The sequence below is a fragment of the Rhizobium centroccidentale genome, from assembly GCF_030182565.1.
In the GTDB taxonomy this organism is placed as follows: Bacteria; Pseudomonadota; Alphaproteobacteria; order Rhizobiales; family Rhizobiaceae; genus Rhizobium.
On sequence record NZ_JAQJCG010000013.1, the window covers coordinates 23,728 to 50,452 of the forward strand.

A 26,725-nucleotide genomic window follows, 5' to 3' on the forward strand; every position below is an offset into this window, starting at 1 on the left:
GGAGAATGATGGGTTTCGTTAGACATTCAGGATCACTAGACTCTCAGAGCCAGCCTTTCCAGCGAAAAAAGAAAAACGGAACGATGGCGGAAACCACCATCAACAACAACGATGTCGGGTAACCGTAGGCAAAATGCAGTTCGGGCATATGCTCGAAATTCATGCCATAGACGGACGCCACCAGCGTCGGCGGCAGGAACACCACGGAAGCGATCGAAAAGATCTTGATGATGGCGTTCTGCTCGATATTGATCAGCCCGAGCGATGCATCCAGCAGGAAGGTGATGTTTCCCGCGACGAAAGACGCATGCTCCGACAGTGACTGGACATCCCGCGAGACGTTGCGACACAGTTCCCTGGCCTCGTGGTCCTGTTGCATGGCTGGGATGGTATGAAGAAAGGTCAGCAGCCGGGACAGCGAACTCAGGCTGTCACGTACCTTGCTGAGCGTACGGTGATAGCCTGCGATGTCCTTGAGCTTTTCTTCCAGATAGTTGCCCGGGCGGCGGATCTTCTTTACGCGATCGCCGAACACGTGCACCGACAATATATCGATACCCGCAACGGTCTGTTCAAGGACCTCGGCGGTACGGTCGGCGATGGTTTCGAGAAGCTTGGCAAGAAGCGCGACACCCGTGCGCCGCTCCTGCGGAATGCGCTGCAGCGCCGCGATGAAGAGCGCGAAGGACTTCGGCTGCGCATAGCGGATGGTGACCAGCCGATGTCCCGTCAGGATGAAGGCGACATCGGTGAGCATCGGCAGATTGGTGTCGGCCTTCCACAACAGCGACGCCGTGAGAAAGACGGAGCCGTTTTCGACATAGAGGCGGCTCGATGGCTCGATGTCCTTCATATCCTCCCGGGTCGGCACCTCAAGGCCCAGCAGACGCTCGATGCTGGCTTCCTCCTCACGGGACGGGTCGACCATGTCGATCCAGACCGCATTGTCCGGCAGCCGGGAGGCAGCTGAAAGATCGGGAAGCTCGAGCCGCTTCTGGTCTGAGCAATAGGCAGTTATCAACTGCTCGCTCCCGCAGCAGCGGAGACGACGCTAAGGCCGAGGCACACTGCGCGCACTCGCTGCGATCCCACCAATGGCCAATGAAAAAAGCTCATAAAACCCCGGTCGTATCCCGCCGGTCCGGCCAGGAATCCGTGTCCATGTTCCATTGCGCTGCTGTACCAATCCTTCGCCCGTCCTGGCGAAGCCGCCTGCTCGGACGAAATAAAACCACCATGCGGCGGAGGGCGGTCATCGGAAATGCTCGACCAGTTCCACGCCGGCGGCGCATATGCAGCAAAGCTCGCAAAGAATCAAGTCACAACCTCTTCATTGCGCGATTTCACCGCAGTTTGGCTAAACTTGCGAAGTCATAGCACAGGATGCCGACAAGACAATCCGTCACTATCCGGAAAGCTCAGATGTCTTTGTGAATTATTCAAATACGATCGATGGCGCCGCGCGCTGCGGTGCCTCTGCCACTTGCTTCCAGACATTCGCTGCTATCTCGCGGTAAATATTCGCAACCACTCCATTGGGCTCTGCCGCCACGACCGGCGTGCCGGCATCCGAAGTTTCGCGGATGCCCATGGTCAGCGGCACTTCACCGAGGAAAGGCACACCGATGCGTTCCGCTTCCCTGCGGGCGCCGCCATGGCCGAAAATATCGTAGCGCGCACCGGTATCCGGCGCGATGAAGTAGCTCATGTTCTCGACGATGCCGAGGACGGGAACCTCGACCTTGCGGAACATGTTCAGGCCCTTGCGCGCATCGATCAACGCCAGATCCTGCGGCGTCGAAACGATAACGGCGCCGGCAAGCGGCACCTGCTGCGCCATGGTGAGCTGCACGTCGCCGGTGCCGGGGGGCATGTCGACCACGAGCACGTCGAGCTCGCCCCAGGCGACCTCGCGCAGCATCTGCAATAGCGCCGATTGCACCATCGGCCCGCGCCAGATCATCGCGGTCTCCTCTTCGACGAGGAAGCCCATCGACATCACCTTGAGGCCGTAATTCTCCATGGGATTGATGATGCGCCCATCGATCTGCGTCGGGCGTCCGGAAATCTTCAGGAGGCGCGGCATCGAAGGGCCGTAGATATCGGCATCCAGAATTCCAACCTTCAGGCCATTGGCAAGCAGCCCGAGCGCCAGATTGACCGCCGTCGTCGATTTGCCGACGCCGCCCTTGCCCGAGGCGACCGCGATGATGGCCTTGACGCCCGGAACGCCGATCTTGGCGGCGCGGGGCGGCTGTTGCGGCGCGTGCTGGTGAGGATGCGAATGGCCTTGCGGGGCAGCTTGCGCAGCCGCGGGCCGGGGCGCCGGAGCGCCAGCCTTCTTGTCAGCCGTCAGCGCGACCAGGGCACCTTTGACACCGGGCATATCCTTGACGACCCGCTCGGCGGCAAGACGCATCGGCTCCAGATCCTTGGCGCGCTCGGCCGGAACGGTGATGGAGAAATAGACCTTGCCATCGGAGATGAAGACATCCGACACCATGCCGAGTTCAACGATGTTGTGCTCCAGGTCCGGGCCGCGAACCGTCCTCAACGTTTCCAGCACCTGTTCCTTGGTGACGTCTGCCATTTCATCCTCACTGCAGAATCTTTTTCGGCAGGGCCGCATGGGGCGGACGCTTTCCGAAATCATTCTGGCTTAGATAGTAGAGAGGCGGGCCTTCGCCAAACGAAATCCGGCACGTCGTCGATAAAATGCGTCTTCGTTGCGGCCGGCAGGTCCGCCGGGTCCATAAAGGACCCTTACCAGCCGCAACGCGCTCCCAATTCGGGAAGACATGATCGCGCGCCGACATAGAACACTCGTCTGAAAGGAATAGGGCAAAGGCGCGAAAATCTTCCCACGAGCGCGCCCGAACTTGCTAAGCGTGTTAAATGAGCAACAACCGCCGCCGATCCCTTCGCCGGGAGAAGCTGTGGCGACGGGCATCGGCGACGGTCGTTTGATCCGCGCACGTTTCGTCGGCGCTGTTATCAAAGTCCCCTCTGGACCTCTGTCTTTTTAGAAGCAGGAAGCGTGCCAGTTTTCAGAGAATCCCGGAAACGACGGTATTTCAATTACTTATTTGCTGTTCCGCCTGAATCGACATGAGCCACCCCCGCCGCAGGGTTCATTATATTTTATTCGCAGCGCACAAAATTCATTCACACCCTGCTCGAATCTCGATCATCGCATCGAGATGGCGACGCCGTTATTTGATCAATCCGACGCGCAAAGCTTTGGCGACGGCCTGAGTGCGGTTGACGGTGTCGAGCTTCTTGGTGGCGCGATTGAGGTAGTGATTGACCGTATGTTCGGACAGAGACAGGATTTCGGCGATTTCGGCGCTGGTCTTTCCGGCGGCCGTCCAGTTCAGGCAATCGATCTCCCGGTCGGTCAGGGCATCGACGACGCGAACATCGAGATTGCGGATTTCCGCAAGCCGGTCGTAGACATGAACTGCTATATAGAAAAGGTCCTTGACCTCTTCCATCGAAAAGAGCTCGCGATCACCAGCCAAACAAACCGCGCCGCGAAGACCGGAGGCATCGTGCGTCGGGAAATAGACGAAACGCGTCATGCGGAAACGTTCGAACAGAGCCACGACGAGTTGCGACTTGCTCTCCTCGCGGTTGGAGCTTTTCGCTACCTCATAAAAGAAGGGCAGCGTGGAGCCGCGCAGACGCTGCAGGGCGGGGCTGGTCGACAATAGGTTTTCCTGATCGTAGATCGACAGCAGCTCTGCCGGCCAATTGTTGATGACTGAATTGCTCTGCAGGTCCGAGGACGTAATAGGCGGCAGATTGAGCACCATGAAGGCTCGGCAACGATAGGCCTCCGTCAACCCCTTCATGAAACGGAACACATCGAACTGCGTCTTAAGCCTACTGATTTCCTCGATAAAGTCCTCACCACGAGGGGACATGCCCGCCTGTATCAATGCCGCCATCATCAGTCTTCTTTATGTAAAAGAGGAAAAAAATACGAAACTTCCGTTTCTTGTCCCTCACGATTATCGTACGGCAGCCTGTCTCAGCCGCTCGGCAAAATATAAGTTTTCCAAAATCGCGACTGCATCAACGCCCGTTACTAGTATGTCCGCTCAACACCTCGCAAAATCCTATATGGCTTCAATAATCACCTGCGGATAATGGCAGTTCTTCCGCATATCTCAACAGTAAAATTCAAGATAAACGAGCAATTTTGCTAAGATCCGGCGCCTACAGCATTAAATCCGCGAGTTTCCGACAGCCGTTGCGCGAAATTTATGGAGTCAGCGCTTAGGCCCCATGCGGTTGCGCATATCCGTCATGATCGAATCAGCAGCGGCAACCACCAAAGGCGCCCATGCCCGTAACTTTTCCAGTGTGACGCGATAGGCCGGGCCGGTCACCGAGATACCGGCCAGCATATGTCCATCGTCGGAACGGATCGGCGCGGCAACGCAGCAAATGCCGCTTTCATGTTCCTCGAGATCGAAGGCATAGCCCCGCGCCCTAATCTCCGAAACATCGGAAAGCAGCTCCGAGACATCGCGAAGCGTATGCTCGGTATAAGGGTGATATTCGAGGCGTGAGATTCTCGCGTCAAGCTCGGCATCGTCGAGCGCGGAGAGCGCCGCCTTGCCGACACCGGTACAATAGGCCGGAGATGCATTGCCGACCTGCGAATACATGCGAACGGATTGGCGCCCCTCGACTTTGTCGAGATAAATGACCTCCGTGCCGCGCAGGACGCCGAGATGGACGGTTTCGCCGGTCACCTCCTGCAAGCGGTGCAGGTGTGGCTCGGCGACCGCGCGAAACTCGTTGCGCGCCCAACTGCGCGAGGCAAGCGTCAAGAGACGCAATCCGATCAGATAACGACCATCGCGGTCGACCTCCAGAAGCCCTTCCTCGACAAGGTGCGACAATTGGCGATGCAATGTGCCGCGCGGCTGATCAGAGAGGGAAAGGATGTCGGTAAAGCGCATCGGGCCATCGGCGAGTGCGACGAGATCGAGCAAGGAGACGAGCTTTCCCAGCGTCCCGGTTTCCCGGTCGCGATGCCCTTTATTTTTTCCACCCTCTGAACCCAGATCCATGCTCATTCATTTATCTCTGGCAGAGCCGCGCTATCCTTGACACCGTGCAAAGGTAGATCGATAATTCCATATAGTCAAATTATGTTCCGAATAATGGAACTTCGATTGATCCGGGAGGAGACATCTTGGTGGATACTCAGGCGCAATTTCCCGATCTGAAAGATCGCACCGTTCTCGTCACCGGCGGCGGTTCCGGCATCGGCGCAAGCCTCGTGGAAGCCTTCGCCAAACAGGGTGCAAAGGTGGCCTTCATCGACATCATCGAAGAGTCGAGCAAGGCTTTGGCGGCTAAGCTTTCAGGCCAATCGGCCCATCCCGTTTCCTTCTATCACGCTGACCTGCGTGATGTCGGCGCGATCAAAAGCACGGTTGCGGCGGTCGAGTCCGATCTCGGAGCGGTCCGCGTCCTCGTCAACAATGCAGCCTGGGACGACCGTCACGATATCGACACCACGACCGAAGAATATTGGGACAACAATCAGGCAATCAACCTGAAGCAGGTCTTCTTCGTCTCGCAGGCGGCTGTACCCGGCATGCGCGCCGCTGGCGGCGGCGCGATCATCAACTTCTCCTCGATCGTCTTCAAGATGAACCCGCCGCAGCTCGCCTCCTACGCGACCGCAAAGTCGGGCATCATCGGGTTGACCAAGAGCTTTGCCGGGCGCTTCGGCCCCGAGAACATTCGCGTCAACGCCGTTCTACCCGGAATGATAGTCACCCAGCGGCAGCTCGACCTCTGGCTGACCGAGGAGGGCATGGAAAAGACGATAGGCCGGCAATGCCTGAAGCGCGTGCTGAGTGCCGACGATCTGGTCGGGCCGGTGCTCTTCCTGGCTTCGGACTGCTCCGGCGCCATGACCGGGCAAGCCATCACCGTCGACGGCGGTATTTTTTAATCTCAAGATTTCTGACGTAAGACTTGGAGCATTTCTCATGACGAAACCCGCATATGTCGCGGTGGACTGGGGCACCAGCAGTTTCCGGCTGTGGCTGATCGATGAAGACGGCAGCATACTGGCTGAGCGCCGCAGCGGCGAAGGCATGACCACGGCGGCTCAGACCGGCTTTGCCAAGGTCCTGCAAACGCATCTCGATGCCGTATCGGCGCCGGACACCCTTCCTGTCATCGTCTGCGGCATGGCCGGAGCGCGTCAGGGCTGGGTGGAAGCCGGATATATCGACACGCCGACCTCACTTGCCGCCATCCTGACCGGGGCCGTTTCCGTGCCCGGACAATCCCACGATGTGCGCATCCTGCCGGGACTCGCGCAACGAAGCCAGCAGGTGCCTGATGTCATGCGCGGTGAGGAAACGCAGCTGCTCGGCGCGATTGCGGCCGATGCCAAGGGCGAACAGCTGGTGTGCATGCCGGGGACGCATTCGAAATGGGTGCGCGTGCTGGATGGCCAGGTGACGGGTTTTTCCACCTTCATGACGGGTGAGCTTTTCGACGTCATTACCAGGCACAGCATCCTGTCGCATGCCGTTGCTGGCGCGGCAGACATGCCGGCCGACACGAAGACATTCGAGACCGCCCTTAAGACGGCCCTGGATAAGCCGGCCCTCGTCACCAACCTGCTGTTTACGGCCCGCTCCGGCCAGCTCCTGAACGGGCTTACGGCCACAGGCGCACAGGCGCTGATCTCGGGCACCCTGATCGGTGCGGAAATCGCCGGTGCGCGCGCGTCGGCAGGGCAGAATGCAGCCATCACGCTCGTCGCCTCCGGCCGTCTCCAGGCTCTCTACGAAGACGCCTTCCGCACCCTCTCCCTCAATTACAAGACCATCGATGCCGATGCCGCCGTCCGTCGCGGATTGTCCGCCGCGGCCGAAGCGATCTGGTTCAAGAAAGAAAGCAAAAGCTGATGACGACCCGCACCCCCTTCCCGCCCATGAAGCGCCCGCTCATTGCCATTCTTCGCGGCATCAAGCCGGAGGAAACGACTGACATTCTCGGCACGCTGATCGAGACAGGCTTCACGGCAATCGAAATCCCGCTGAATTCGCCCGAACCGTTCCGCTCTATCGAGATCGCCGCCAAGATGGCGCCTGCCGATTGCCTGATCGGCGCCGGCACTGTGCTGACGGTGGAAGACGTCGACAGGCTGGATGGCGCCGGCGGCAAGCTCTTGGTAACGCCGAATGTCGAGCCTGCGGTTATCAGCCGCGCCCGCGACAAGGGCATGGTGACGATGCCTGGCGTGTTCACCGCCACGGAAGCGCTTTCGGCGGCCCGCGCCGGTGCCACTGGTCTCAAATTCTTCCCCGCCGGCGTGCTCGGCGCCTCCGGCATCACAGCCATTCGCGCGGTCTTGCCGCCCGAGCTCGTCATTGCGGCGGTCGGCGGCGTGTCGGACAAGAATTTCGCCGATTACACCAAGGCTGGCGTGCTCGCCTTCGGCCTCGGCACCAGCCTTTACAAGCCGGGAATGACGGCGGCGGAGGTTGCCGAACGCGCCAAGGTCACCATTTATGCCTATGATGCAGCCGTAGGAGCCTGATCTATGACCGATATTCATGATTTCCAGGGCAATATTCTCTGCAACACCTCCTCCGTTCTGGGAGAAGGCCCGACCTACGACCCCGATAGCGACACCGTCTGGTGGTTCAACATCCTCGGCAAGGAACTGCATGAATTGCACCTGCCGACCGGCAAGAAACAGGTTCACGAACTGCCGATGATGGCGAGCGTCCTGGCTCGTGTCGATGCGGAACGGCAGATGATCGCAACCGAACAAGGTCTCTTCCTTCGCAACATCGGAACGGGCGAATTGAGCTTCTATACGGCCATCGAAGCCGACAAGCCGGAAAACCGCTCCAATGACGGACGCACGCATGTTTCCGGATCGCTCTGGATCGGCACCATGGGAAAGCGCGCCGAGATGCAGGCGGGCGCCATCTATCATGTTGCCGGCGGCAAGGTCACCAAAATCTTTGACCAGATCAGCATTCCGAATTCCATCTGCTTCTCGCCGGACGGCACGATCGGCTATTTCACCGATACCCGCGTCAGCCAGCTGATGCGCGTGCTCGTCGACCCGGAGACGGGGCTTCCGACCGGCGAGCCGATCGTCATGGTCGACAGCATGGAAGATCCTGGCGGCCTTGACGGTTCGGTCTGCGACGCGGACGGCTATATCTGGAATGCGCGCTGGGGTTCCGGCTTCGTCGACAAATACAGCCCGGACGGCCTGCGCATCGAGCGCTATCGCGTGCCCGCGATGCAGCCGTCCTGCCCGGCCTTCATCGGCAAGAATGCGGACCGGCTGGCCGTGACCACTGCCTGGGAAGGCTTGGATGAGGAGGCGCGCTCGATGCAGCCGCAGGCGGGTGCTCTTCTGGAACTTGGCCTGACGGTGAAGGGCGTTTTCGACCCTCCATACAAGCTTTGATTGAAGACCGCCTTCAGCCGATCCGGCTGAAGGCGCTATTATTTCAACGAGTCAAGTGAGGTGCAAGACACGTTGGGCCTCGGAAAAAATTGAAATCCGAGTCGGATCGTTTTTCTGCGATCTTAATAATCTTTCTGGTTGTTTTTTGAAGCCGTAGCTATTGATTTCCCAATATATTCCTTTTGCTTTCGAGCTGAATGAAGCAATTTTCTGCAACTTTTGACGGAACCAAAACCTCCCTGAGCCATTGCTTCTACGACCGGTACGATAAGGGCCGGCAGCACAAAAGTTCCACTCGCGCTGGTAAGCATGCGCGTATGACGAAGCATGCCCATCAGAATGAAAGGTAGGTTCACGATGACTGGGAAACTCTTCACTTCCGTTGCCGCAGGCGCCATCTTTGCCACGGCGTCCGTGCTTTCACCCATGGCTTTTGCCCAGGCGCAACAGCCATCGAACGGCGCTGGTAATAATGCGCCGGTGACGCAAAGCGCGCCGGCAACGCCGGATGCCACCAAACCTGATAACTCGGCAGCACAGAAAAGTGCTCAGGCTCCTGCCCCCGCCACGGGTGGCCAGGCTGGCTATCTGACTACGCAGTCTGCCGATCAGATCAGCGCCAAGACTTATATGGGCCAGTCGGTCTATAATGGTCAGAATGAAAGCATCGGCAGCATCAACGACCTGATCCTGCAGAAGCAGGGAGGCGTCGTTGCCGCGGTCGTCGGCGTCGGCGGTTTCCTTGGCTTGGGCCAGAAAAACGTCGCTGTTCCTTTCGATAAGATCAGCGCCACCCAGAACCCGCAGGACGGGACGGTGAAGCTGACCACGACGGAAACGGCCGATTCCCTGAAGGCCGCACCGGAGTTCAAGACCCTCTCGATGCAGGCTTCCGAAAAGGCGGCTCAATCGTCCGGTACGTCGACGATGCCGGCAACCGACAACACCACGACTTCGTCGACCACCAATAAGTAAATATTGGCAAAATCGACGAAATGCAGAGGCGGCGACCCTTACGGATCGCCGCCTCTTTGACATTTTTCGGACCCGCTTTTCAGAATCAGGCGATTTCGCGTTCGTGGCTGAGATCAAAATAATGGGTCTGCAGGTAGCGCAGCGCCCCGGCACCGTCGACCGGCTTTCCGAAGTAGTAACCCTGCCCCATGGCGCAGCCCAGCGCCTTCAGCTTCGCCGCTTCGGCATGGTCCTCGATACCTTCCGCGACAACACGCAGATCAAGCCCTTCGCACATGGCAAGAACAGCCTTGATGATATGTTCGGAGGCCCTGTCCGAATTCATGCGCGAGACGAAAGCCCGGTCGATCTTGACCTTGTCGAAGATGAACTCGCGCAAGCGCCCAAGGCTGGACTGACCGGTGCCGAAATCATCGAGAGAGATGCGTACGCCGACGGCGCGAAGATCGGCAATGATGCGATGAGCCGTATCGGCCGAGCTCATGACGGCCGTTTCCGTGATTTCAAGTTCGAGGCGGTGCGGGTCCAGACCGGCGCGCGTCAGGATGGCGAGAATGCTGCTGCTGGTGCCGGGATCCATCAGCTGCGCCGAGGAGAGATTGAAGGACAGGAACAATTCGCGGGGCCACGAGAGCGCTGCCTCCGCCGCCTTTCGCAACAAGGTCTCGGACAGCGCGTCGATAAAGCCTCGCTCCTCGGCAAGCGGCACGAAGACCGCGGGAGAGACGAAGCCGAGATCCGGATCGTTCCAGCGCGCCAGAGCCTCGAAACCGAGAACCATGTTGTTGGCAAGCGATACGATCGGCTGGAAGTGTACGTCGATGGAGTCGGAGATGATGGCGTTGCGCAGCGCCTGCTCCAGCTGCGTCGCACGCTTCATCTCCTGCGCGATCTCTCTGGAATAGACGGTGATCTGGCCGCGGCCGCGACGCTTCGAGCGATAGAGTGCCGTATCCGCATTTTTCAGGAGATCGTCGAACTCTTCTCCAGCGAAAGGGTGGATAGCAAAGCCGAAAGATGCGGAAAGGCGGACATTGCGGTCGCCGAGATCATAGGGCGCCGACAGCACTTCGCGGATCATTTGCCCGAATTTCTCGGCACCGACGCGTTCGAAGACAAGCGGCAGCACAAAAGCGAATTCATCGCCGTCATGACGCGTCACGAGCGCACCATCGGGTATGCAGGCCTTGAGACGATGGGCAACCTGGCAGAGGATCTCATCGCCCGCCTCGACGCCGAACAGGTCGTTGATCGGCTTGAAGGCATCGAGATTGACGATGCCGATCGTAAAGGGTGCGGGATCGCCGGCGCGCTCGAGTGAAAGCGCGCGCGCACGCTCGCGCATGCGATGACGATTGCCCAACCCGGTGAGCGGATCGGTATAAGCGATTGCTTGCGGCTCTTGACTGGCTGGCCCCGGCAGCATCTCAGTCGATTTCATATTTGGTTCCGACCTTTTCTCCACCCGGGGGAAAAGCATGCCGAGGAAGTCTTAATAAAGGATGCCAAGAAGACGGTCATTCGGCGCCGGCGATAAGTTGCCGTCAATGGTGAGATCATTGTAACATTTATCTATTTTGCGCCTTCAGGGCACCACGCATATATTTCTGAAAGACGGTCTCGATGATGTCGGGGCTTACCGGCTTCAGAATGACGTCGTCCATGCCGACCTCGGCGCATTCCTTGCGGTCCCGCTCGAAAGCCTGAGTCAGGACGCCGATGATTGGAGTATGGGTGCCGCTGCCCTTTTCCGCGCCGCGGATCAGCCGGGTAGACTCAAAACCGTTGAGCCCCGGTAGCGAAATGTCCATCAGGATCAGTTCAGGACGATGCTCCTGCCACAGGCGCACTGCCTCATCACCGCTTGCGGCGATCACATAGCTGTATCCCAACCCTTCGAGGATCTGCGAGAAGACGATCTGATTGATGTCATTGTCTTCGGCGACCAGGATTTGCGCCCGGCGCTCCTCACCGGCCGCACGCCGCCATTCGGATGCAAGTCCCGGCTCGACGATCTCGCCCAGTTCGCCACGGATGTTGCGATTGAAATGACGCGCGATCAGGAAGGCAAGCTCGGTTGCGAGCTGCGATCCATTCAGCGACAGCGCGGCGAGGTTCTGCCGCTCGGCCAGCTCAATCCCGCGCTTGCCGAGCTGGTTGTCGACGATGACCAGGTCGATCTTGACGCCATGCGCGCTCGCCACATCCAGAAAAGCCGCCTCTTCATTCTCGTTGTGAACGACGCAGGCTTCGAAGCCATATTTCTCGAGCGTCTTCAGAGCCGCCGTTTCGGCAGCGAAATCCGGCGTGACGACGAGCACCTTGCGGCCGCTGAAATTCTCCGGAACGAATGTTTCCATGGCGGCCGGACGGCGCGAAATGGTCTGCAGCGCAACCATCGGAACATAGGCGCGGCGATAGGAGCGATCGCTGTTTTCACGAATGCTCGACGCCAGCGCGAACTCGTCGAAGTCGCTGCCATCCTTGGGCAGGTCCTGCATGGTGCAGACCAGAAAATGGCGGCCGGGTTTGCCGATGCGCTGCTTGCGGGTGACGATGTCGCGCTCGACGCCGTCGCGGGCGATCTGGCGCTGCCGCGAGATCGACATTTCACCGGTCTCGATCACATGCCGATCGCTCTCATGGAAGCGATTGGCAAGATCGGTGGAAAATATATCGATGCTCTTGCGACCGCGCACCTCGTCCGCTGCCGTCTGGTACTTCTCGCAGAACGCCCGGTTGACTGCGACGTAGACGAGGTTCTGGTCCTTGACGAAAACCGGAAAGGGTAAGTTGTCGAGGATATCCTCGGTTAGCTGCACGCGCTCCATATCGACGCGCCATTGCTCTTCGCGTTTCCTGACTTCGGAAACATCGGAAATGATGCAGAAACCGATACCCGAGGATAGTCGTCGGTTGAGGATGCGCACCCAGCGGTCGTCGATGAAATGCTCGGTCGTCTCGTAGCGTTCGCGCCAATGGGTGGCTATGCGCTGCGATATCCAATCGTCGCGATTGGCGGCCGTTCTGGTCTGGTTGCGCTGATAGCGGACACCGGTATCGAAGACGGCGCTCAGAAAATCGCGCAGCCGCGTGGAGGGTTTCAGGAATTCCTGCTCAATCGGAAAGAAGTTCAGAACCTGACGGCTGGCAAACAGCAAGAGGTCGTTCTTGTCATAGGCGAAAAAGGCGCTGGAAAGACCATCGCAAAGGGCATCGAAGAACATCGTCTGCAGACTGCCGCCGAAAGGCGTATCAGCCGTCATCATTGCCAAAGCTGCCTTTTCAATCTCGGCAGTCATTCGTCGGATTCCTACACTCAACCAGTTTCACAACACGGCAAATCGACAAAGCGGCATTCGCTCTGCAAGGCAAATTCGTGGAAGTTGCATGCTGGCCTTGGCACTTGAAGCAGATGGCACCTGGCTCCATTTTGACTGATGGCCACCAACCTGCCATCGAGAGCCGTCAGCATGCACGAAACGCGCCACCTGCGGTCATTTCAAGTTCTGTCTCCGCAACCTGTCATCATTCCCTTAAACATTGATTAAATTTCTTAACAAAGCTCCCAGGTAAACGGGTGGATCAAGGCCGCAAAATCGCCTTTCCTCTTCCCTCGCCGCCGCGAATCCACGAGAATGCAGGCATGGCCATCAAGCAACTTTCCGAGACCCTGATCAATCAGATCGCCGCCGGCGAAGTCATCGAGCGCCCGGCGAGCGCCGCCAAGGAACTGATCGAAAACGCGCTCGATGCCGGTGCGACCCGCATCGAGATCGCGACCGCAGGCGGCGGCAAGGCACTGCTGAGAGTGACTGACAACGGCTCGGGCATGGAAGAGGCGGATCTGGAGCTTGCGGTGCGGCGCCACTGCACTTCGAAGATTTCCGACACGTTGGAGGATATTCGCACCCTCGGTTTTCGCGGCGAGGCCCTGCCCTCCATCGGCTCGGTGGCGAAGCTTTCGATCGCAAGCCGCAGGGTGGGTGCGGCTGGCGGCGCCGAAATCGCCGTTGCCGGCGGCAAAGTCCTGCATTTACGCCCGGCCGCCGCCAATCCGGGCACGATCGTCGAGGTACGCGACCTGTTCTTCGCGACGCCGGCACGCCTCAAATTCCTGAAGACGGAGAAGGCGGAAGCGGCGGCGATCACCGAAGTCGTCAAGCGCATGGCGATCGCTTTTCCGCGCGTGCGCTTCGTCCTGTCAGGCAGCGACCGCTCGACGCTGGAATTTCCAGCGACCGGTGATGATCATCTCGCCCGCATGGCGCAGATACTGGGCGCCGATTTCAAGGACAATGCCATCGCGCTCGATGCCGTGCGCGAGGATGTGAGCCTCAGCGGTTTTGCCGGCGTGCCGACCTTCAACCGCGGCAACTCTGCTCATCAATATGCCTTCGTCAATGGCCGGCCGGTGCAGGACAAGCTGATCCTCTCGGCAATCCGCGGCGCCTATGCCGAGACCATTCCCTCCGGCCGTTATCCCGTCGCCGTCCTTTCCCTAAGGCTCGATCCGGCGCTGGTCGATGTCAACGTGCATCCGGCGAAATCCGACGTGCGCTTCCGCGATCCGGGGCTGGTGCGCGGGCTGATCGTTGGCGCCGTTCGCGAAGCGCTAGCGCGCGAGGGCGACCGGGCGGCCACGACTGGTGCGGATGGCATGCTGCGCGCCTTTACCGCCGGTCGCTCCGGCTTCCAATCGGGCTGGCGACCCTCGCCCGCAGCGCCGCCGTGGACCGCCGAAGCCTCGCCCTTCCGCCCCTATGAAAGACCGGCGACGCCGACGGGCCATGGTTTCTCGGAAAGACCGCAGGCCGCCTTCGACGGCCTTGCCATGCCCACCGCCCGCGCAGACGTGGCGCCCCCGCCGGAGCCTATGCGAGTTGAAGAGCCGGCACGCTTTCCGCTGGGTGCCGCACGGGCGCAATTGCATGAGAACTATATCGTCGCCCAGACGGAGAACGGGCTTGTCATCGTCGATCAGCATGCGGCGCATGAGCGGCTGGTGTTCGAAGCCATGCGCAAGGCCCTGCATTCGAAGCGGCTGTCCTCGCAAGTGCTGCTCATTCCCGAGATCGTCGACCTGCCTGAAGAGGATTGCGACCGGCTGATGGTGTTTGCCGAAGAGCTGAGCGAGCTCGGGCTCGCGATCGAACGCTTCGGGCCAGGCGCAGTTGCCGTTAGGGAAACGCCGGCCATGCTCGGCGAGGTCGACGCGCAGGGTCTGATTCGGCAGCTGGCGGACGAGATCGCCGAATGGGATACAGCCTCGGGGCTTGCCGCCAAGCTGGAATATGTCGCGGCAACCATGGCCTGCCACGGCTCCGTGCGCTCAGGCCGACGCCTCCGCCCGGAAGAGATGAATGCGCTTTTGCGCCAGATGGAAGCCACGCCCGGCTCCGGACAATGCAATCACGGCAGGCCGACCTATATAGAGTTGAAGCTAACAGACATCGAACGGCTGTTCGGGCGCAGCTAGCCTCAGCCGTTTCCAAAAGGAACTTTCCGGGAAATAGTCTGGAAAAGTTGTGCCTGCTGCGTAATTTTAAAGTGCCGCAGCGACCTTTGCGCATCATATTTGACGCGCGGCGCTGTAGTGCGGTATGGCAAATGGATGACAGAGATCAAGGACGGCATCAGATGAATCTTTTCGAAGGACATGGAAACCGCGAGGCGAAAGTTCGCTATCTCGACGGCGATTTCCAGATCCTGATGCCTGGCTCCTACGTGGTCTGCGCCATGACCGGCAAACATATTGCGCTCGATGAACTGCGCTATTGGAGCGTTGCCCGGCAGGAGCCTTATGCCGACGTTATCACCTCGCTCGAAGCCGAAAAGCGCGCCGGCGCCTTGCCCAATCAGAAGCGCTGATTTCTCGCTGAGTAGCTGATCTAGTTTTAAGCCGTTTTGCCGTGCTTTTCCCGCAAACGCCGCTCTCGCGCGGCTGCAATGGCCCTGTCGATAATCAGGGCTGGAGCCTGCGGATCGGCAAAGACCATATCGATCTCGATCACCCTGCAGCGCCGCAAGAGTTCATCGGCCCGGCCATGATGGCCGATCAGGCGCACGTAGTCCTTCGAGGTGGTGACGATCTCCAGGCCTTCGCGCGAGGCGATGTCGAGCATATCGGCGACCTCGTCCTCGCCGGGATGTTCGTGATCTCCGAAGCTGCGCCGGACGGCGATCTCCGCTCCCAGCGTTTCCACGGTTCGGAAGAACTTCGCCGGGTCAGCGATTCCGGCGAAGGCCAGCACCTTGCGGCCGCGCAAATCCTCCTGCCCGCGCACTCTGACGCTTGCAGAAAAGAAGGGCTTCCCCGCCCTTGCCGCAAGTCGAACGACACGATCGGCGGCAGTACCCTCGCCGACTTTCAGCAGGCCGGACGCATAGAGGAGCTGCGTGCGCAGTGGCGCACGCACAGGACCGCCGGGAACGAGATGGCCATTACCGATGCCTCTGCTGGCATCGATCACCACCAGCGCGTAATCGATCGCAAGCTGCGCACTCTGGAAGCCGTCATCCATGATGATGAGGTCGGCGCCCTCGCGCACCAGCCTTTCCGCACCATCGGCTCGGCGACGGGCAATGACCGTCAGCGCCTCGCGGGCGAGCAGCAGCGGCTCGTCGCCAACGGCCGTGGCATGATGATGCGAGGGATCGACGATCGTCGTGACATCAAGCGAACCGCCATAGCCGCGGCTCAGAAAGCCCGGGTTCAACCCCTTTGCCTTGGCAGCCTGAGCGAGCGCAAGCGCCGTCGGCGTCTTGCCGGCGCCGCCGACCGTGAAATTACCGACGCAGATAACAGGCACCGGCACGGAAGCCCGTTTGCCATTCACCATGCGATGCCCGGCGATACGGCCGTATAGGAACGAAAAGGGTGAGAGCCCCCAGGCACGCCAATCCGGCTTTCGCCACCAGAAGGGTGGGGCTTCCGATACCATGCGTCTAGTCCAGCCCTATTCTCGTGCCTGCAACAAAGCGGCAAGAAAGGCCAGATTGCGTGAAAAAGCAAGCCACTGCCAGGATCAGGCCGATTGCGCCACAGGCATGAGCAGGCCTTCCAGCTCGGTAATGTCGTTGAGGCAATAGTCCGAAGCGGCCGTCAGCGTCTCGCGCGAGCCGGTGCCCGTCAGCACGCCGACGGTCAGGCCGACGCCGGCGTTGCGGCCCATATGGAGATCGTGATTGTTGTCGCCGACGACGGCGACCTGTGCGGGCGAAAGACCAGTCGCCGCGTAGAAGCCGAGCACCATGCCCGGCTCCGGCTTCGTGCCGAAGCCGCTGTCATAGCCGGCGATGTAATCGATATAGTCGATGAAGCCGAAGCGGCGCGCCGTCTGGCGGATGGAGCGCTCATTGTCGCTGGAGGCGACACCGAGCTTGTATCCGCGCTCATGCAGGCGCTGGAAGAAGGCGGCGAGATCGGTGACGGGCGAGGAGAAATCGGCCGCATGCGCAAAAAGCGCGTCGAGCTTTTCAACGAGCTCCGTGACGCTTACTTTCGAGCCGGCAGCCACCAACCCCTCGGAGATCTGCCTGGTATTGCCGGCCGCGAGCAGGCTGTCGGGCACGATATGGCCTGTGATCGGGTCCATACCACAAGCGGACAAAAGATGATCTGCCAAGATCGGGTCATCCTGAGCAGCGATCCTGGCGAGCTCACGATTGACCGGCAGCCAGCTCTGGTCATAGTCGAGCAACGTGCCGTCCTTGTCGAAAAGAATGCCCGCAATCGCTCCCAGCTTCGCCGCTGTCATACCCTTCCCTTCTTATCCGTTCGCCATCGTCTTCGGCATCAGCCGCGCCTTGACCGAAAGCGGATTGATATAGGGCTCAAGGCCCTTGACCGTTGCGGCCAGCGCGCCTCGCATTTCATGCACGGCTGCGAAGCCGGCATCGATCATACCGCGTCGTGCCGTGTCGTTGGTAAGCAAATAATGCACGCCGCGCGCCAGCATCTCGGTATCGCGCACCATGCGGGCGCTGCCGCGGCGAGCGAGCAACTGATAGGAGTCGCGAAAATTCTGGACATGACCGCCCGTCAGGATCGCGCAGCCGAGCATGGCCGGCTCGAGCGGGTTCTGGCCGCCTTCGTTGAACAGCGACTTGCCCATGAAGGCAACTTCGGTCATCCGCAGATAGAGTCCCATCTCGCCGATCGTATCGCCGAGAAAGACATCGACATCGGGCGAAAGGATGTCGTTGCGGGTGCGGCGCGCCACTTTCAGGCCTTGCTCCACGAGCATCGCCTCGATCGCGTCGCCGCGCTCGGGATGGCGCGGCACGATGATGGTGAGTTGGCCATTATGCTCCTTGAGCATCGAATGGACGGAGGCTGCAGCGCCCTCCTCGCCCTCGAAAGTGGAGACAGCGGCCCAGGTCTTGCGGTTGCCGATCTGCTTCGTGTAGCTGGCAAGCGTCGGCGCATCGTAGGACGGCGCGTCCGTATCCACCTTGAGATTGCCCGATTTCAGAACCTGCAAAGCGCCGAGATCGCGGAAGCGTTCGGCATCGAGGTCGGACTGGGCCACGACCAGCGCCAGATTTTCAAACAACGCCTCGGCAAGCGAGAGATGCCGGCTCCAGCGTTCAAAGGATCGATCCGACATGCGGGCATTGACGAGGATCTGCGGGATTCGCTTGCGGCCAAGCTCCATGATCGTCGTCGGCCAGATCTCGGATTCGGCAAAAATGGCGCAATCGGGCTGCCAGTATTCGAGGAAGCGCTTCACAGCGGGCTTGAGATCGAGCGGCACGTATTGATGGATGACTTCTTCGCCAAGGCGCTGGTGCGCAACCTTGGCCGAGGTCATCGTGCCCGTCGTCAGGATGACGTGAATGTCGCGGCGACGGATCTCGCGGATCAACGGAATGACGGCCGAGGTTTCCCCCACGCTTGCGGCATGGAACCAGATCAGCGGCCCCTGCGGACGGTTGGCGCTCGCATAACCCGAGCGCTCCAGTTTGCGGGAACTATCTTCCTTGCCCTTGGCCGCGCGGACGGCGAGATAAGGCCCGATAAACGGATAGACGGCGATTCCACCAAAGCGATAGGCGCTCAAGGCAAGACGCGCCCTGAGGCTACTCATTTCGTTCGCCTCCTACCCCAGCTGATCACCATCAATGCCAAATCCCGATTATCAAACGGCCGAATAAACAGCCGAATTTTCGTTCTTATTGTGTCAAAGATACTGCTTCATGACCGGATTTAAAGCGACGAGGCTGTACCGGATAGAGATATCAAATGCAAAATTTGGTGCGAGGCGAGCTCAGGATGCCGCTTTTTCCTGCGGATCGAGCAAGCGATGCAGGTGGACGATGAAATAACGCATATGGGCGTTGTCAACGGTCTGCTGCGCCTTGGATTTCCACGCCGTCAACGCGCTTGCATAATCGGGATACATGCCGACGATATCGAGCTCATTGAGGTTGCGGAACCGGACCTCTTCGAGGCTTTCCAATTCACCGCCGAAGACAAGGTGCAGGAGCTGCTTTTTGCCGCTGGTATCAGTCATTTTCGTCTCTTTCTGCTGTCGTCCCCCTCCGCCCTTCATCTGCGGGATTTTGACCGAAAGGTCAACCGTCTCGTCGATGTGAAAGCTGGCGGAGAAACTCAGGTAATTGCGATGCCGATGCACCGCAGAGCTCTTCATGCGATACTTCGGCGCGGTTGTAGCTGAGGGTATTGCCCGAAAGGTCCACAAGCGCGCCGCCGGCCCGCTCCAGAATGAGATCGGCGGCGGCGAGATCCCAGTCATGCGAGTTGCGCTTGACGATCGTTCCCTCCAGCCTGCCGTCCGCCACCATGGCGAGACGATAGGCAAGCGACGGCACGTGCTTCACACGCTCGACCGTCTTGCGAAAATCCGGGTCGAAGCCCTTCAGCATGTCCTCGCCGGTCGCCAGCCGATGAACATCATCGCAGACCCTTTGCGAAACGCGGATCGGTTTGCCGTTCTTAAGGGCCTCACCGCCGGCCGTCGCCACGAAGAGCTCGTCCAGCGCCGGCGCATAGAGGACACCCGCCACCGGCCGGCCGTCTGTGACGACGGCAACGCTGACGCACCATAGATCCAGGCCGGAGAGAAAACCTCTGGTGCCATCTATCGGATCGACGACGAAGACGGTCGCGTGCTTCAGACGCTCGGCATCGTCATCGGTTTCCTCGGAAAGCCAGCCATAATCGGGCCTTGCGGTGCGAAGCGTGGCAGCAAGGCTTTCGTTCGCGGCAAAATCCGCGGCGCTGACCGGGGACTGGCCGTTGTTCTTCCACCAGACTTCCGGCGATTGCCGGAAGAAACCGAGAGCGATCTTGCCCGCCTCGAGCGCGGCACCCACGATCAGGTCCACGTCGCTCAATCGGCCGGCCTTGCTATCGATCATTGACTAATTCCAATCTCCGCTCGTTTCTCAGCGGCCCGCCAGCGTCAAGCCCTCAATGGCAAGCGTCGGAGCAGCGATACCGAAATCGCGGTCGATGTCGTTTGCCGGCGTCACACGCATGAACATGTCCTTCAGGTTGGAAGCGATCGTCACCTCCGAAACCGCGAAGGTCAATTCACCATTCTCGATCCAGAAACCGGTGGCGCCACGGCTGTATTCGCCTGTTATCATGTTGACGCCCTGGCCGATCAGCTCGGTAACATAGAAGCCCGTACCGACGTTGCGGATCAGCTCCTCGGGCGAAATATCGCCGGGTTCCAGCGCCAGATTGGTGGAAGCAGGCGATACGGACGTGCCGCCGCGCACACCGCGGCCGTTGGTCTTCAGCCCGCCGCCGATTTCCCGCGCCGTCGCCGTGGACAGGAACCAGGACTTCAGCACGCCGTCCTCGATCATAACAAGCCGCTTGCCCGACACGCCTTCGCCGTCGAAGGGGCGCGAGGATGGCCCGCGCACGATCAGCGGATCGTCCGTGATCGAAAGCCCGGCCTTCAATACCTGCTGGCCCATTTTGTCGCGCAGGAAGCTGGTCTTGCGGGCGACGGAAGCGCCGTTGATAGCACCGGCGATATGGCCGACGAAGCCGCGCGCTACGCGCGGGTCGAAAACGACGGTGACGTTCTTGTCCGTCGGAACCTGGCGCGGATTGAGGCGTTTGACCACACGTTCGCCGGCGCGGCGGCCGATCTCCTCGGCCGCATCGAGATCGGCGAAATAGAGGCGGCTATCGAAATCATAGTCGCGCTCCATGCCAGTGCCTTCACCAGCAATGACGCTGACGGAGCGCCCGAAGCGCGAGCCCATATAGTGGCCGGCAAAACCATGCGAGGTGACGAGCACAAGCCCGCCCATGCCAGCCGAAGCGCCGGCGCCGGAGGAGTTGGTGACGCCGGGAACGGCAAGGGCTGCCGCTTCGGTCGCAAGCGCCGCTTCGCGCAGCTGCTCTGTGGAGACCTCGGTCGGATCGAACAGTTCGAGGTCCGAGTAGCTCTTGGCGAGATCGGCATCATCGGCAAGGCAGGCGAAGGGATCTTCCGGCGAAACCTTGGCCATGGCCACGGCGCGCTCGGCAAGAGCGTTGAGATCGAAGCCGGGATTGGCCGAAACGCTAGCGACACGGTTGCCGACGAAGACCCTCAGCGAAAAGTCGTCGCTCTCGGAGGATTCGGTGCCCTCGACCTTGCCGAGGCGGACGCTGACGGAATGGGCACGCGATCGCACCACGACAGCATCGGCCGCATCCGCGCCGGCTTTCCGGGCAAGATCGATCAACTGGCCGGCGCGGGAAAGCAGAGTGGCGGAATCGATTTCTGAGGTCATGACTTGGCCTTTCCTTCGCGTTCCATTTATTGTGCACTACATAAAGCATCAAGGGCGGCAAAGCCGATTCTTGTTCTAATCCCTTCACGCATGGTTGTTTATGATGGCCGCGCGTCGCAACACCGCCTGCCCCACGGAAAGAAACAGACGATGTCCGCCCCCAATACGCTTTTCACCGAAACCCTGCTGCTGCTCGGAGGCGCCGTCGTCACAGCGCCGATCTTCAAGAAACTGGGGCTTGGCACGGTGCTCGGCTATCTCGCCGCAGGCGTTGTGATCGGGCCGATTTTGCACAGCATCAGCGACAGCGAGGCCGTGCTGGCCGTCGCCGAACTCGGCGTCGTCTTCCTGCTCTTCATCATCGGGCTGGAACTGAAGCCATCCCGCCTTTGGCAGATGCGCCGGGATATTTTCGGCCTCGGCACGGCACAGGTTGTTCTCAGCGGACTTGCACTGATGGTGGCCGCCTATTTCGGTGGCATTGCCGGCTGGAAGGGCAGCATCATCATCGGCTTCGGCCTGGCGCTTTCCTCGACCGCCTTCGCGATGCAGATCCTAGAACAGCAAGGCGACGTCAACACGAAATACGGTCAGCGCTCCTTCTCGATGCTGCTGCTGCAGGATCTCGCCATCGTGCCGTTGCTGGCGCTGATCACCGTTCTCGATGGCGCGCAGGAAACCGCCAATCCCCTTCCGAGCCTGGCAATCGCCGTCGGCGCGGTCGCGGCGATGGTCATTGCGGGCCGCTATCTGCTGACGCCGTTATTCCAGGTGATCGCTCGCACCGGCGCCCGCGAGGCGATGATTGCCGCAGCCCTCTTCGTGGTCATGGGATCGGCAACGCTGATGCAGCTTGCCGGCCTTTCGATGGCGATGGGTGCGTTTCTTTCCGGCGTGATGCTGGCGGAATCCTCCTATCGGCATGAGCTGGAAGCGGATATCGAGCCTTTCCGCGGCGTGCTGCTCGCCATTTTCTTCATCGCCGTCGGCCTGTCGCTGAAACTCGATGTCATCCTCGACAACTGGGTTCTGATCGTGCTCGCGGTTCCGGTGATGATGCTCATCAAGGCGACCGTGATCTATGCGCTCTGCCGCATAGCAGGCTCGCCGCATAATGACGCTATCCGTATCGCCGGACTGCTGCCGCAGGGTGGTGAATTCGGGTTCGTGCTCTTCAGCGCCGCCAGCGCCAGCGGTGGTCTGTTTTCCGCCAACACCGCATCGACGCTGATCGCCATCGTGACGCTGTCGATGGCGCTGACGCCCTTGAGCTCCGCGCTGGCGAAACGGCTGGTGAAGGGCGACGCGCAGGAAGAGCTGGACGAGGATTTCGAGGGTGCCGGCTCCGACGTGCTGATGATCGGCTTTTCGCGCTTCGGCCAGATCGCCGCGCAGATCCTGCTTGCCAGCGGCCGCGACGTGACCGTCATCGATTTCTCCGCCGATCGCATCCGCCAGGCATCGAGCTTCGGTTTTCGCATCTATTTCGGCGACGGCACCCGCAAGGACGTGCTGCGCTCCGCCGGCATCGACCGCGCCAAGATCGTCGTCGTCAGCACGCATCTACGCGAGGTGACCGACAAGATCGTCGAACTCGTGCAGACGGATTATCCGCATGCGCGTCTCTTCGTGCGCTCCTACGACCGCGTTCATTCGATCGAGCTGCGCCACAAGGGCGTGGATTATGAGCTGCGCGAGACGCTGGAATCCGGCCTGCTCTTCGGCCGCCGTACGCTGGAGGCGCTCGGCGTCAGCGAGGCGGAAGCCTATGAGATCGGCGAGGATATCCGCAAACGCGATGAGCAGCGGCTCGTGCTGCAGGTCAGCGAAGGCCTGCAGGCCGGCACCGACATGCTCTATTCGCGCCCCGTCAAGCCCGAACCGCTGGTCAAGCCGAAGCGTGCAGCCGATACCTACAGCGATGCGGACGATCTCGTTGCCTTGCCGCAGGAGGAGCCGGAGCGGGTTTAGTCGCTTTGTTTGCACGGTCCTAGCGTAAGCACAGCCAGCAGCTTATTGGCGGATACTAATTCTTCGCGGTTATCACCCGGTCGAGGGCGAATTTCAGTTCGTCCTTGACGCCGGCCGACATGGCGAGGATATCGCGCGCTTTCAGGAAATCGAGGACGCCGGTGCGGCCGACGGCGGGACGCAGGAAGATTTGCGGGGCCTGCAGGCGCAGCTTCAGGGCAATATTGGACTGCATAGTCAGCTGGCCGGCACCGAACAGGCTCTCGATGCGGTTCGGAACCTGTCGGCCGCTGCCTTCCGGCCCGCCGACGACGTCGATGCCGATAATGATATCGGCAAGACCGGCCAGATGTTCATAGGGAACCGGATTCATGATGCCGCCGTCGATCATCACGCGGTCTCCGAGCTTGACCGGCATGAACACGGCGGGAATGGCGGCAGAGGCGGCGAGCACGGGGAAGAGCTCGCCCTTCTCGATGACGACCTCCGCCTGGTCGTAATAATCGGTCGTGACCACCTTCAGCGGAATGTGCAGCTCGGAAAAGCTTTCCGGGATGGCCGACGGCAGGAAGGTGCGCAGAATGCGTTCGAGATTGAACTGACCGAAGCGGATGCTGCGCATGCTGACCGGCCGCAGGCTCCAGATCTTGTTGAGAACGGCCGGGCGATTGCCGACGGTTGCCAGCGTATAGTCGCGGATCTCAGCGCCACTCATGCCGACGGCCATGGCCGCGCCCATGATCGAGCCGATAGAGGAGCCTGCTATGGCGACGGGGCGAATGCCAAGCTCGTCCAGCGCCTCTATGATATGAATATGGGCGAGACCGCGCGCGCCGCCGCAGCCGAAGGCGACTGCGACGCTCGGCGTGCCGGAAGCGGCGAGCGGATAGTCGCTGCCGACGAAATCAGCATAATCGCCCATATTGTTCTCCTTCCTCCGTCAGGCCGCCAGCGGCTGGTAACGGAAGAAATGCATCTTGCTGTCGCCGAAGGTTCGCTCCTCCAGAAACAGGAAATCCGACGGCGCTGCAACTGTGACATCGGCGCGCTCCTCGAGGATCGCCAGTGCGCCCGGCACCAGCCAGCCACCGGCGGCAGCGGCCGCGAAAGCCTTCTCGCCCAGCCCCTTGCCGTATGGCGGGTCGGCGAAGAGAAAATCGAAGGGCTCGAGATTGCCGACACCGCCGAGATCCGTCGCATCACGGCGCAGCATGCGCGTGCGGCCGTGCAGGCCGAGCGCATCGATGTTTTCCCAGAGAAGGCCCCTGCCCTCGACGCTGCTTTCCACGAAGAGCACGTGGCGGCAGCCCCGTGAAGCTGCTTCCAGCCCGACGGCGCCAGTGCCGGCAAACACATCCATCATCCGCGTGCCGTCGATGGCTTCCGGATAGGCGTGGTTCAGAATGTTGAACAGGCTTTCGCGCGTGCGATCCGCCGTCGGACGAATGTCGTTCGACTTCGGCGTTGCAAGCGAGCGACCGCGAAACTCACCGCCGACGATCCTCACCGCGCGTCAGCCCCTGCCGCCCTTGGGACCGCCCCTGCCGGGGCCACCCCGACCGGAGCCGCCGCGCGGACCGCCAGAGGGGCGACCTGCGCCGCCGGGCTTGCCGCCAAAGCCGCGCGAACCACCGGGTTTTCCACCCGGCTTGCCGCCAAAGGATTTGCCGCCGCCTGGCTTTTTGCCGAAGGGCTTGCCGGCCGGCCGATCGCCGAAGGAACGCTCGCCTTGCGGGCGATCACCGAAGGGTCGGTCACCACGCGGCGGGCGATCACCAAACGGACGGTCCCCCTGCGGGCGAGCGCCACGGGGACGTTCGGAGCGCTGCTCGCTGCCGAAAGACTTGCTGCGCGGACGCTCGTCTCCCTCGGCGCGCGGACGCCGGTCACCACGGGGCTTGTCGCCAAAAGGCCGGTCGCCACGCGCGGGCCGATCTCCGAAGGAGCGCTCGGAGCGGGCTTCACCTTGGAAGGATTTCGCGCGGGGACGATCGCCACCCTCCGACCGCGAACCACGTTCGCCGCGGGGGCGGTCGCCGAACGGACGGTCCCCACGAGCGGGACGATCACCTTGCGGGCGGTCGCCGCGCGAACGCTTGCGATCAAACCCCTCGTCATCGCCGCGCGACTTGCGCGGAGCTTCTTCGCTCGAACGGATCCATTCGCCATCGCCCTCGTCGACACGATTGATGCGGACGCGCGGGCCTTCGTCCGGACGGTCGAAGCCGTTGCGCTGCGGGCGTTCGGGCTCGCCGCGCCGGGAGGCGGTCTTTGCATTCTTGGCCGCCTTCGCGGCTGCCTTTTCGCCGAGCGGGCGGGCACCAGGCGCCATCCAGACATTGGCGCTGCGGCGCGGGCCAAGCGGCTGGCGCTTCGCGCGATCATCATCCTTGTGGCCACCATCGCGGCCGCCTTCGCGGCGATCGTCACGCTTGGAATCGCGTTTGGTGTCGAGGCGGCTCAGCGCACGTTCGCGCTTATCCTCGGGACGCTCCCGACGCGGGCGCTCTTCCTTGCCCGCGCGAACTGGGGCCGTCCGAGCCGGCTTGGCTTCCGCCTCTTCGGGTTCGGCAACCGCCGGGGCATTATAGAGCGGCGCATCGAAATTCGCCTTGGCATCCTCTACCAGCCGCGGGCCGAGCTGGTCGCGCAGCGTGCGGCCGCGCACCTCGAGCACATGGCCTTCCGGCAGCTCGCCGAGCTGGAACGGGCCATAGGAGATGCGGATCAGGCGGTTGACCTCGAGGCCGAGCGCGCCGAGCACGTTCTTGATTTCGCGGTTCTTGCCTTCGCGCAGGCCCATAGTGATCCAGACGTTGGATCCTTGCGTGCGGTCGAGCGTGGCATCGATCGAGCCATAGAGCACTCCCTCGACGGCAATGCCTTCCTTCAGCTTGTCCAGCGCTTCCTGATCGATCTCACCATGAGCGCGCACGCGATAACGGCGCAGCCAGCCGGTCGTCGGCAGTTCCAAAACGCGGGCAAGACCGCCATCATTGGTCAGTAGCAGCAAACCTTCGGTGTTGATGTCGAGACGGCCGATCGACATGACGCGCGGCAGCTCTTCCGGCAGATTGTCGAAAACGGTCGGGCGTCCTTCCGGATCGGCATTGGTGGTCACCAGGCCGGCCGGCTTGTGATAGAGCCACAAGCGCGTGCGCTCGATGCCGCGGATCGGCACGCCGTCGACCTCGATCTTGTCGGTAAGGGTCACGTTGACCACCGGCGTATCGAGGAGCACGCCATTCAGCTTGACGCGGCCATCCAGGATCATGCGCTCGATATCGCGGCGCGAGGCCACACCAGCGCGCGCCATCACCTTGGAAATGCGCTCGGCCTTTCCATCCTCGACTGCGCTCTCATCCGCAGCCTTGACGGCTACGGCCTTCGCGGGCTTCGCGCCATCTCGTTTTATCGTCTTCTTGTCGCCAGCAAAGGGTTTAGACCCAGGCCGCTTGGGCTTGTCATTCATCGTCATTTGTTGTTTGCCTGAATTTTTAACGCGTGTTCCTATCAGGTCACGCCCTTGCGGTTAAG

Annotated in this window: 23 protein-coding genes; 8 read left to right on the top strand and 15 right to left on the bottom strand. The window is 60.9% G+C overall.

The features are described 5' to 3' along the window. Positions 1-43: 43 nt before the first annotated feature. The 4 genes from PH562_RS17785 to PH562_RS17800 all read right to left on the bottom strand — a co-directional run bounded on the left by PH562_RS17785 (position 44) and on the right by PH562_RS17800 (position 5,084). Positions 44-1,021 (bottom strand): magnesium transporter CorA family protein, encoded by a 978-nt coding sequence (locus tag PH562_RS17785; RefSeq protein WP_285174404.1) that lies wholly within the window; start codon positions 1,019-1,021, stop codon positions 44-46. Between the two features lie 414 nt (positions 1,022-1,435). Next, entirely contained in the window at positions 1,436-2,590 is a 1,155-nt protein-coding gene (apbC, locus tag PH562_RS17790; RefSeq protein ID WP_285174405.1) for an iron-sulfur cluster carrier protein ApbC, read from the bottom strand. Positions 2,591-3,212: 622 nt separating this feature from the next. Beyond that, positions 3,213-3,953, bottom strand: a complete 741-nt coding sequence (locus PH562_RS17795; protein WP_374820194.1) for a helix-turn-helix transcriptional regulator — start codon at positions 3,951-3,953, stop codon at positions 3,213-3,215. Between the two features lie 321 nt (positions 3,954-4,274). After that, on the bottom strand, positions 4,275-5,084 hold the full coding sequence (locus tag PH562_RS17800) for an IclR family transcriptional regulator (protein ID WP_285174570.1): 810 nt from the start codon (positions 5,082-5,084) through the stop codon (positions 4,275-4,277). Between the two features lie 125 nt (positions 5,085-5,209). On the opposite strand from PH562_RS17800, the gene PH562_RS17805 reads away from it, so the two are divergent. From PH562_RS17805 to PH562_RS17825, 5 genes are all read left to right on the top strand, one after another. Further along, on the top strand, positions 5,210-5,980 hold the full coding sequence (locus PH562_RS17805) for an SDR family NAD(P)-dependent oxidoreductase (protein ID WP_285174406.1): 771 nt from the start codon (positions 5,210-5,212) through the stop codon (positions 5,978-5,980). 37 nt (positions 5,981-6,017) lie between these two features. Beyond that, positions 6,018-6,950: a 2-dehydro-3-deoxygalactonokinase gene (locus PH562_RS17810; protein WP_113233170.1), complete on the top strand. Its 933-nt coding sequence runs from the start codon at positions 6,018-6,020 to the stop codon at positions 6,948-6,950. After that, positions 6,950-7,585 (top strand): 2-dehydro-3-deoxy-6-phosphogalactonate aldolase, encoded by a 636-nt coding sequence (locus PH562_RS17815; protein ID WP_285174407.1) that lies wholly within the window; start codon positions 6,950-6,952, stop codon positions 7,583-7,585. The genes PH562_RS17810 and PH562_RS17815 overlap by 1 nt, the downstream gene beginning before the upstream one ends. Before the next feature lie 3 nt (positions 7,586-7,588). Then, positions 7,589-8,476 (top strand): SMP-30/gluconolactonase/LRE family protein, encoded by an 888-nt coding sequence (locus PH562_RS17820; protein ID WP_285174408.1) that lies wholly within the window; start codon positions 7,589-7,591, stop codon positions 8,474-8,476. A gap of 357 nt (positions 8,477-8,833) precedes the next feature. Beyond that, on the top strand, positions 8,834-9,451 hold the full coding sequence (locus PH562_RS17825; RefSeq protein ID WP_285174409.1) for a PRC-barrel domain-containing protein: 618 nt from the start codon (positions 8,834-8,836) through the stop codon (positions 9,449-9,451). A gap of 85 nt (positions 9,452-9,536) precedes the next feature. On the opposite strand, the gene PH562_RS17830 is transcribed toward PH562_RS17825, so the two are convergent. Together PH562_RS17830 and PH562_RS17835 are read right to left on the bottom strand one after the other, a co-directional pair. Continuing rightward, complete coding sequence (locus PH562_RS17830; protein ID WP_285174410.1) at positions 9,537-10,892, bottom strand: putative bifunctional diguanylate cyclase/phosphodiesterase; 1,356 nt, start codon at positions 10,890-10,892, stop codon at positions 9,537-9,539. A gap of 127 nt (positions 10,893-11,019) precedes the next feature. Continuing rightward, a complete protein-coding gene (locus tag PH562_RS17835; RefSeq protein ID WP_483315360.1) occupies positions 11,020-12,753 on the bottom strand; it encodes a response regulator in 1,734 nt (577 codons plus the stop codon). Positions 12,754-13,097: 344 nt separating this feature from the next. On the opposite strand from PH562_RS17835, the gene mutL reads away from it, so the two are divergent. Beyond that, on the top strand, positions 13,098-14,930 hold the full coding sequence (mutL, locus tag PH562_RS17840) for a DNA mismatch repair endonuclease MutL (RefSeq protein ID WP_285174411.1): 1,833 nt from the start codon (positions 13,098-13,100) through the stop codon (positions 14,928-14,930). A gap of 161 nt (positions 14,931-15,091) precedes the next feature. Then, positions 15,092-15,322 carry a DUF2093 domain-containing protein gene (locus tag PH562_RS17845; RefSeq protein WP_069612411.1) on the top strand — a complete coding sequence of 77 codons (231 nt, stop codon included), beginning with the start codon at positions 15,092-15,094 and terminating at the stop codon, positions 15,320-15,322. Between the two features lie 26 nt (positions 15,323-15,348). On the opposite strand, the gene lpxK is transcribed toward PH562_RS17845, so the two are convergent. The 6 genes from lpxK to PH562_RS17875 form a co-directional block, all read right to left on the bottom strand. Beyond that, a complete protein-coding gene (lpxK, locus tag PH562_RS17850; RefSeq protein ID WP_285174412.1) occupies positions 15,349-16,395 on the bottom strand; it encodes a tetraacyldisaccharide 4'-kinase in 1,047 nt (348 codons plus the stop codon). Between the two features lie 84 nt (positions 16,396-16,479). Then, a complete protein-coding gene (locus PH562_RS17855) occupies positions 16,480-17,211 on the bottom strand; it encodes an HAD family hydrolase (protein WP_285174413.1) in 732 nt (243 codons plus the stop codon). Positions 17,212-17,223: 12 nt separating this feature from the next. Beyond that, positions 17,224-18,543 (bottom strand): lipid IV(A) 3-deoxy-D-manno-octulosonic acid transferase, encoded by a 1,320-nt coding sequence (waaA, locus tag PH562_RS17860; RefSeq protein WP_285174414.1) that lies wholly within the window; start codon positions 18,541-18,543, stop codon positions 17,224-17,226. Positions 18,544-18,723: 180 nt separating this feature from the next. Next, the gene (locus tag PH562_RS17865; RefSeq protein ID WP_285174415.1) at positions 18,724-18,969 is read right to left on the bottom strand and encodes a DUF4170 domain-containing protein; all 246 of its coding nucleotides are present in this window, start codon (positions 18,967-18,969) and stop codon (positions 18,724-18,726) included. 61 nt (positions 18,970-19,030) lie between these two features. Beyond that, entirely contained in the window at positions 19,031-19,837 is an 807-nt protein-coding gene (locus PH562_RS17870; protein ID WP_285174416.1) for a 3'(2'),5'-bisphosphate nucleotidase CysQ, read from the bottom strand. 27 nt (positions 19,838-19,864) lie between these two features. Next, positions 19,865-21,217, bottom strand: a complete 1,353-nt coding sequence (locus tag PH562_RS17875; RefSeq protein ID WP_285174417.1) for a TldD/PmbA family protein — start codon at positions 21,215-21,217, stop codon at positions 19,865-19,867. 150 nt (positions 21,218-21,367) lie between these two features. Here PH562_RS17875 and PH562_RS17880 point away from each other — a divergent pair, with 150 nt between their 5' ends. Then, positions 21,368-23,188, top strand: coding sequence for a monovalent cation:proton antiporter-2 (CPA2) family protein (locus PH562_RS17880; RefSeq protein ID WP_285174418.1), 1,821 nt, complete (start codon positions 21,368-21,370; stop codon positions 23,186-23,188). 55 nt (positions 23,189-23,243) lie between these two features. Here PH562_RS17880 and PH562_RS17885 read toward each other — a convergent pair whose 3' ends face one another. From PH562_RS17885 to PH562_RS17895, 3 genes are read right to left on the bottom strand one after another with little or no spacing between them, the layout of a single operon-like run. After that, positions 23,244-24,110: a patatin-like phospholipase family protein gene (locus PH562_RS17885; RefSeq protein ID WP_285174419.1), complete on the bottom strand. Its 867-nt coding sequence runs from the start codon at positions 24,108-24,110 to the stop codon at positions 23,244-23,246. A gap of 18 nt (positions 24,111-24,128) precedes the next feature. After that, positions 24,129-24,695, bottom strand: a complete 567-nt coding sequence (gene rsmD / locus PH562_RS17890) for a 16S rRNA (guanine(966)-N(2))-methyltransferase RsmD (protein WP_285174420.1) — start codon at positions 24,693-24,695, stop codon at positions 24,129-24,131. A 6-nt stretch (positions 24,696-24,701) separates the two neighbouring features. Next, on the bottom strand, positions 24,702-26,666 hold the full coding sequence (locus PH562_RS17895; protein ID WP_285174421.1) for a pseudouridine synthase: 1,965 nt from the start codon (positions 26,664-26,666) through the stop codon (positions 24,702-24,704). Between the last annotated feature and the right edge of the window lie 59 nt (positions 26,667-26,725).

Coding starts and splice junctions, on each gene's coding strand:
- apbC (WP_285174405.1), bottom strand. CDS start 2,590: ATGGCAGACGTCACCAAGGAACAGGTGCTGGAAACGTTGAGGACGGTT.
- PH562_RS17795 (WP_374820194.1), bottom strand. CDS start 3,953: ATGATGGCGGCATTGATACAGGCGGGCATGTCCCCTCGTGGTGAGGAC.
- PH562_RS17800 (WP_285174570.1), bottom strand. CDS start 5,084: ATGGATCTGGGTTCAGAGGGTGGAAAAAATAAAGGGCATCGCGACCGG.
- PH562_RS17810 (WP_113233170.1), top strand. CDS start 6,018: ATGACGAAACCCGCATATGTCGCGGTGGACTGGGGCACCAGCAGTTTC.
- PH562_RS17815 (WP_285174407.1), top strand. CDS start 6,950: ATGACGACCCGCACCCCCTTCCCGCCCATGAAGCGCCCGCTCATTGCC.
- PH562_RS17820 (WP_285174408.1), top strand. CDS start 7,589: ATGACCGATATTCATGATTTCCAGGGCAATATTCTCTGCAACACCTCC.
- PH562_RS17825 (WP_285174409.1), top strand. CDS start 8,834: ATGACTGGGAAACTCTTCACTTCCGTTGCCGCAGGCGCCATCTTTGCC.
- PH562_RS17830 (WP_285174410.1), bottom strand. CDS start 10,892: ATGAAATCGACTGAGATGCTGCCGGGGCCAGCCAGTCAAGAGCCGCAA.
- PH562_RS17835 (WP_483315360.1), bottom strand. CDS start 12,753: ATGACTGCCGAGATTGAAAAGGCAGCTTTGGCAATGATGACGGCTGAT.
- mutL (WP_285174411.1), top strand. CDS start 13,098: ATGGCCATCAAGCAACTTTCCGAGACCCTGATCAATCAGATCGCCGCC.
- PH562_RS17845 (WP_069612411.1), top strand. CDS start 15,092: ATGAATCTTTTCGAAGGACATGGAAACCGCGAGGCGAAAGTTCGCTAT.
- lpxK (WP_285174412.1), bottom strand. CDS start 16,395: ATGGTATCGGAAGCCCCACCCTTCTGGTGGCGAAAGCCGGATTGGCGT.
- PH562_RS17855 (WP_285174413.1), bottom strand. CDS start 17,211: ATGACAGCGGCGAAGCTGGGAGCGATTGCGGGCATTCTTTTCGACAAG.
- waaA (WP_285174414.1), bottom strand. CDS start 18,543: ATGAGTAGCCTCAGGGCGCGTCTTGCCTTGAGCGCCTATCGCTTTGGT.
- PH562_RS17865 (WP_285174415.1), bottom strand. CDS start 18,969: ATGACTGATACCAGCGGCAAAAAGCAGCTCCTGCACCTTGTCTTCGGC.
- PH562_RS17870 (WP_285174416.1), bottom strand. CDS start 19,837: ATGATCGATAGCAAGGCCGGCCGATTGAGCGACGTGGACCTGATCGTG.
- PH562_RS17875 (WP_285174417.1), bottom strand. CDS start 21,217: ATGACCTCAGAAATCGATTCCGCCACTCTGCTTTCCCGCGCCGGCCAG.
- PH562_RS17880 (WP_285174418.1), top strand. CDS start 21,368: ATGTCCGCCCCCAATACGCTTTTCACCGAAACCCTGCTGCTGCTCGGA.
- PH562_RS17885 (WP_285174419.1), bottom strand. CDS start 24,110: ATGGGCGATTATGCTGATTTCGTCGGCAGCGACTATCCGCTCGCCGCT.
- PH562_RS17895 (WP_285174421.1), bottom strand. CDS start 26,666: ATGACGATGAATGACAAGCCCAAGCGGCCTGGGTCTAAACCCTTTGCT.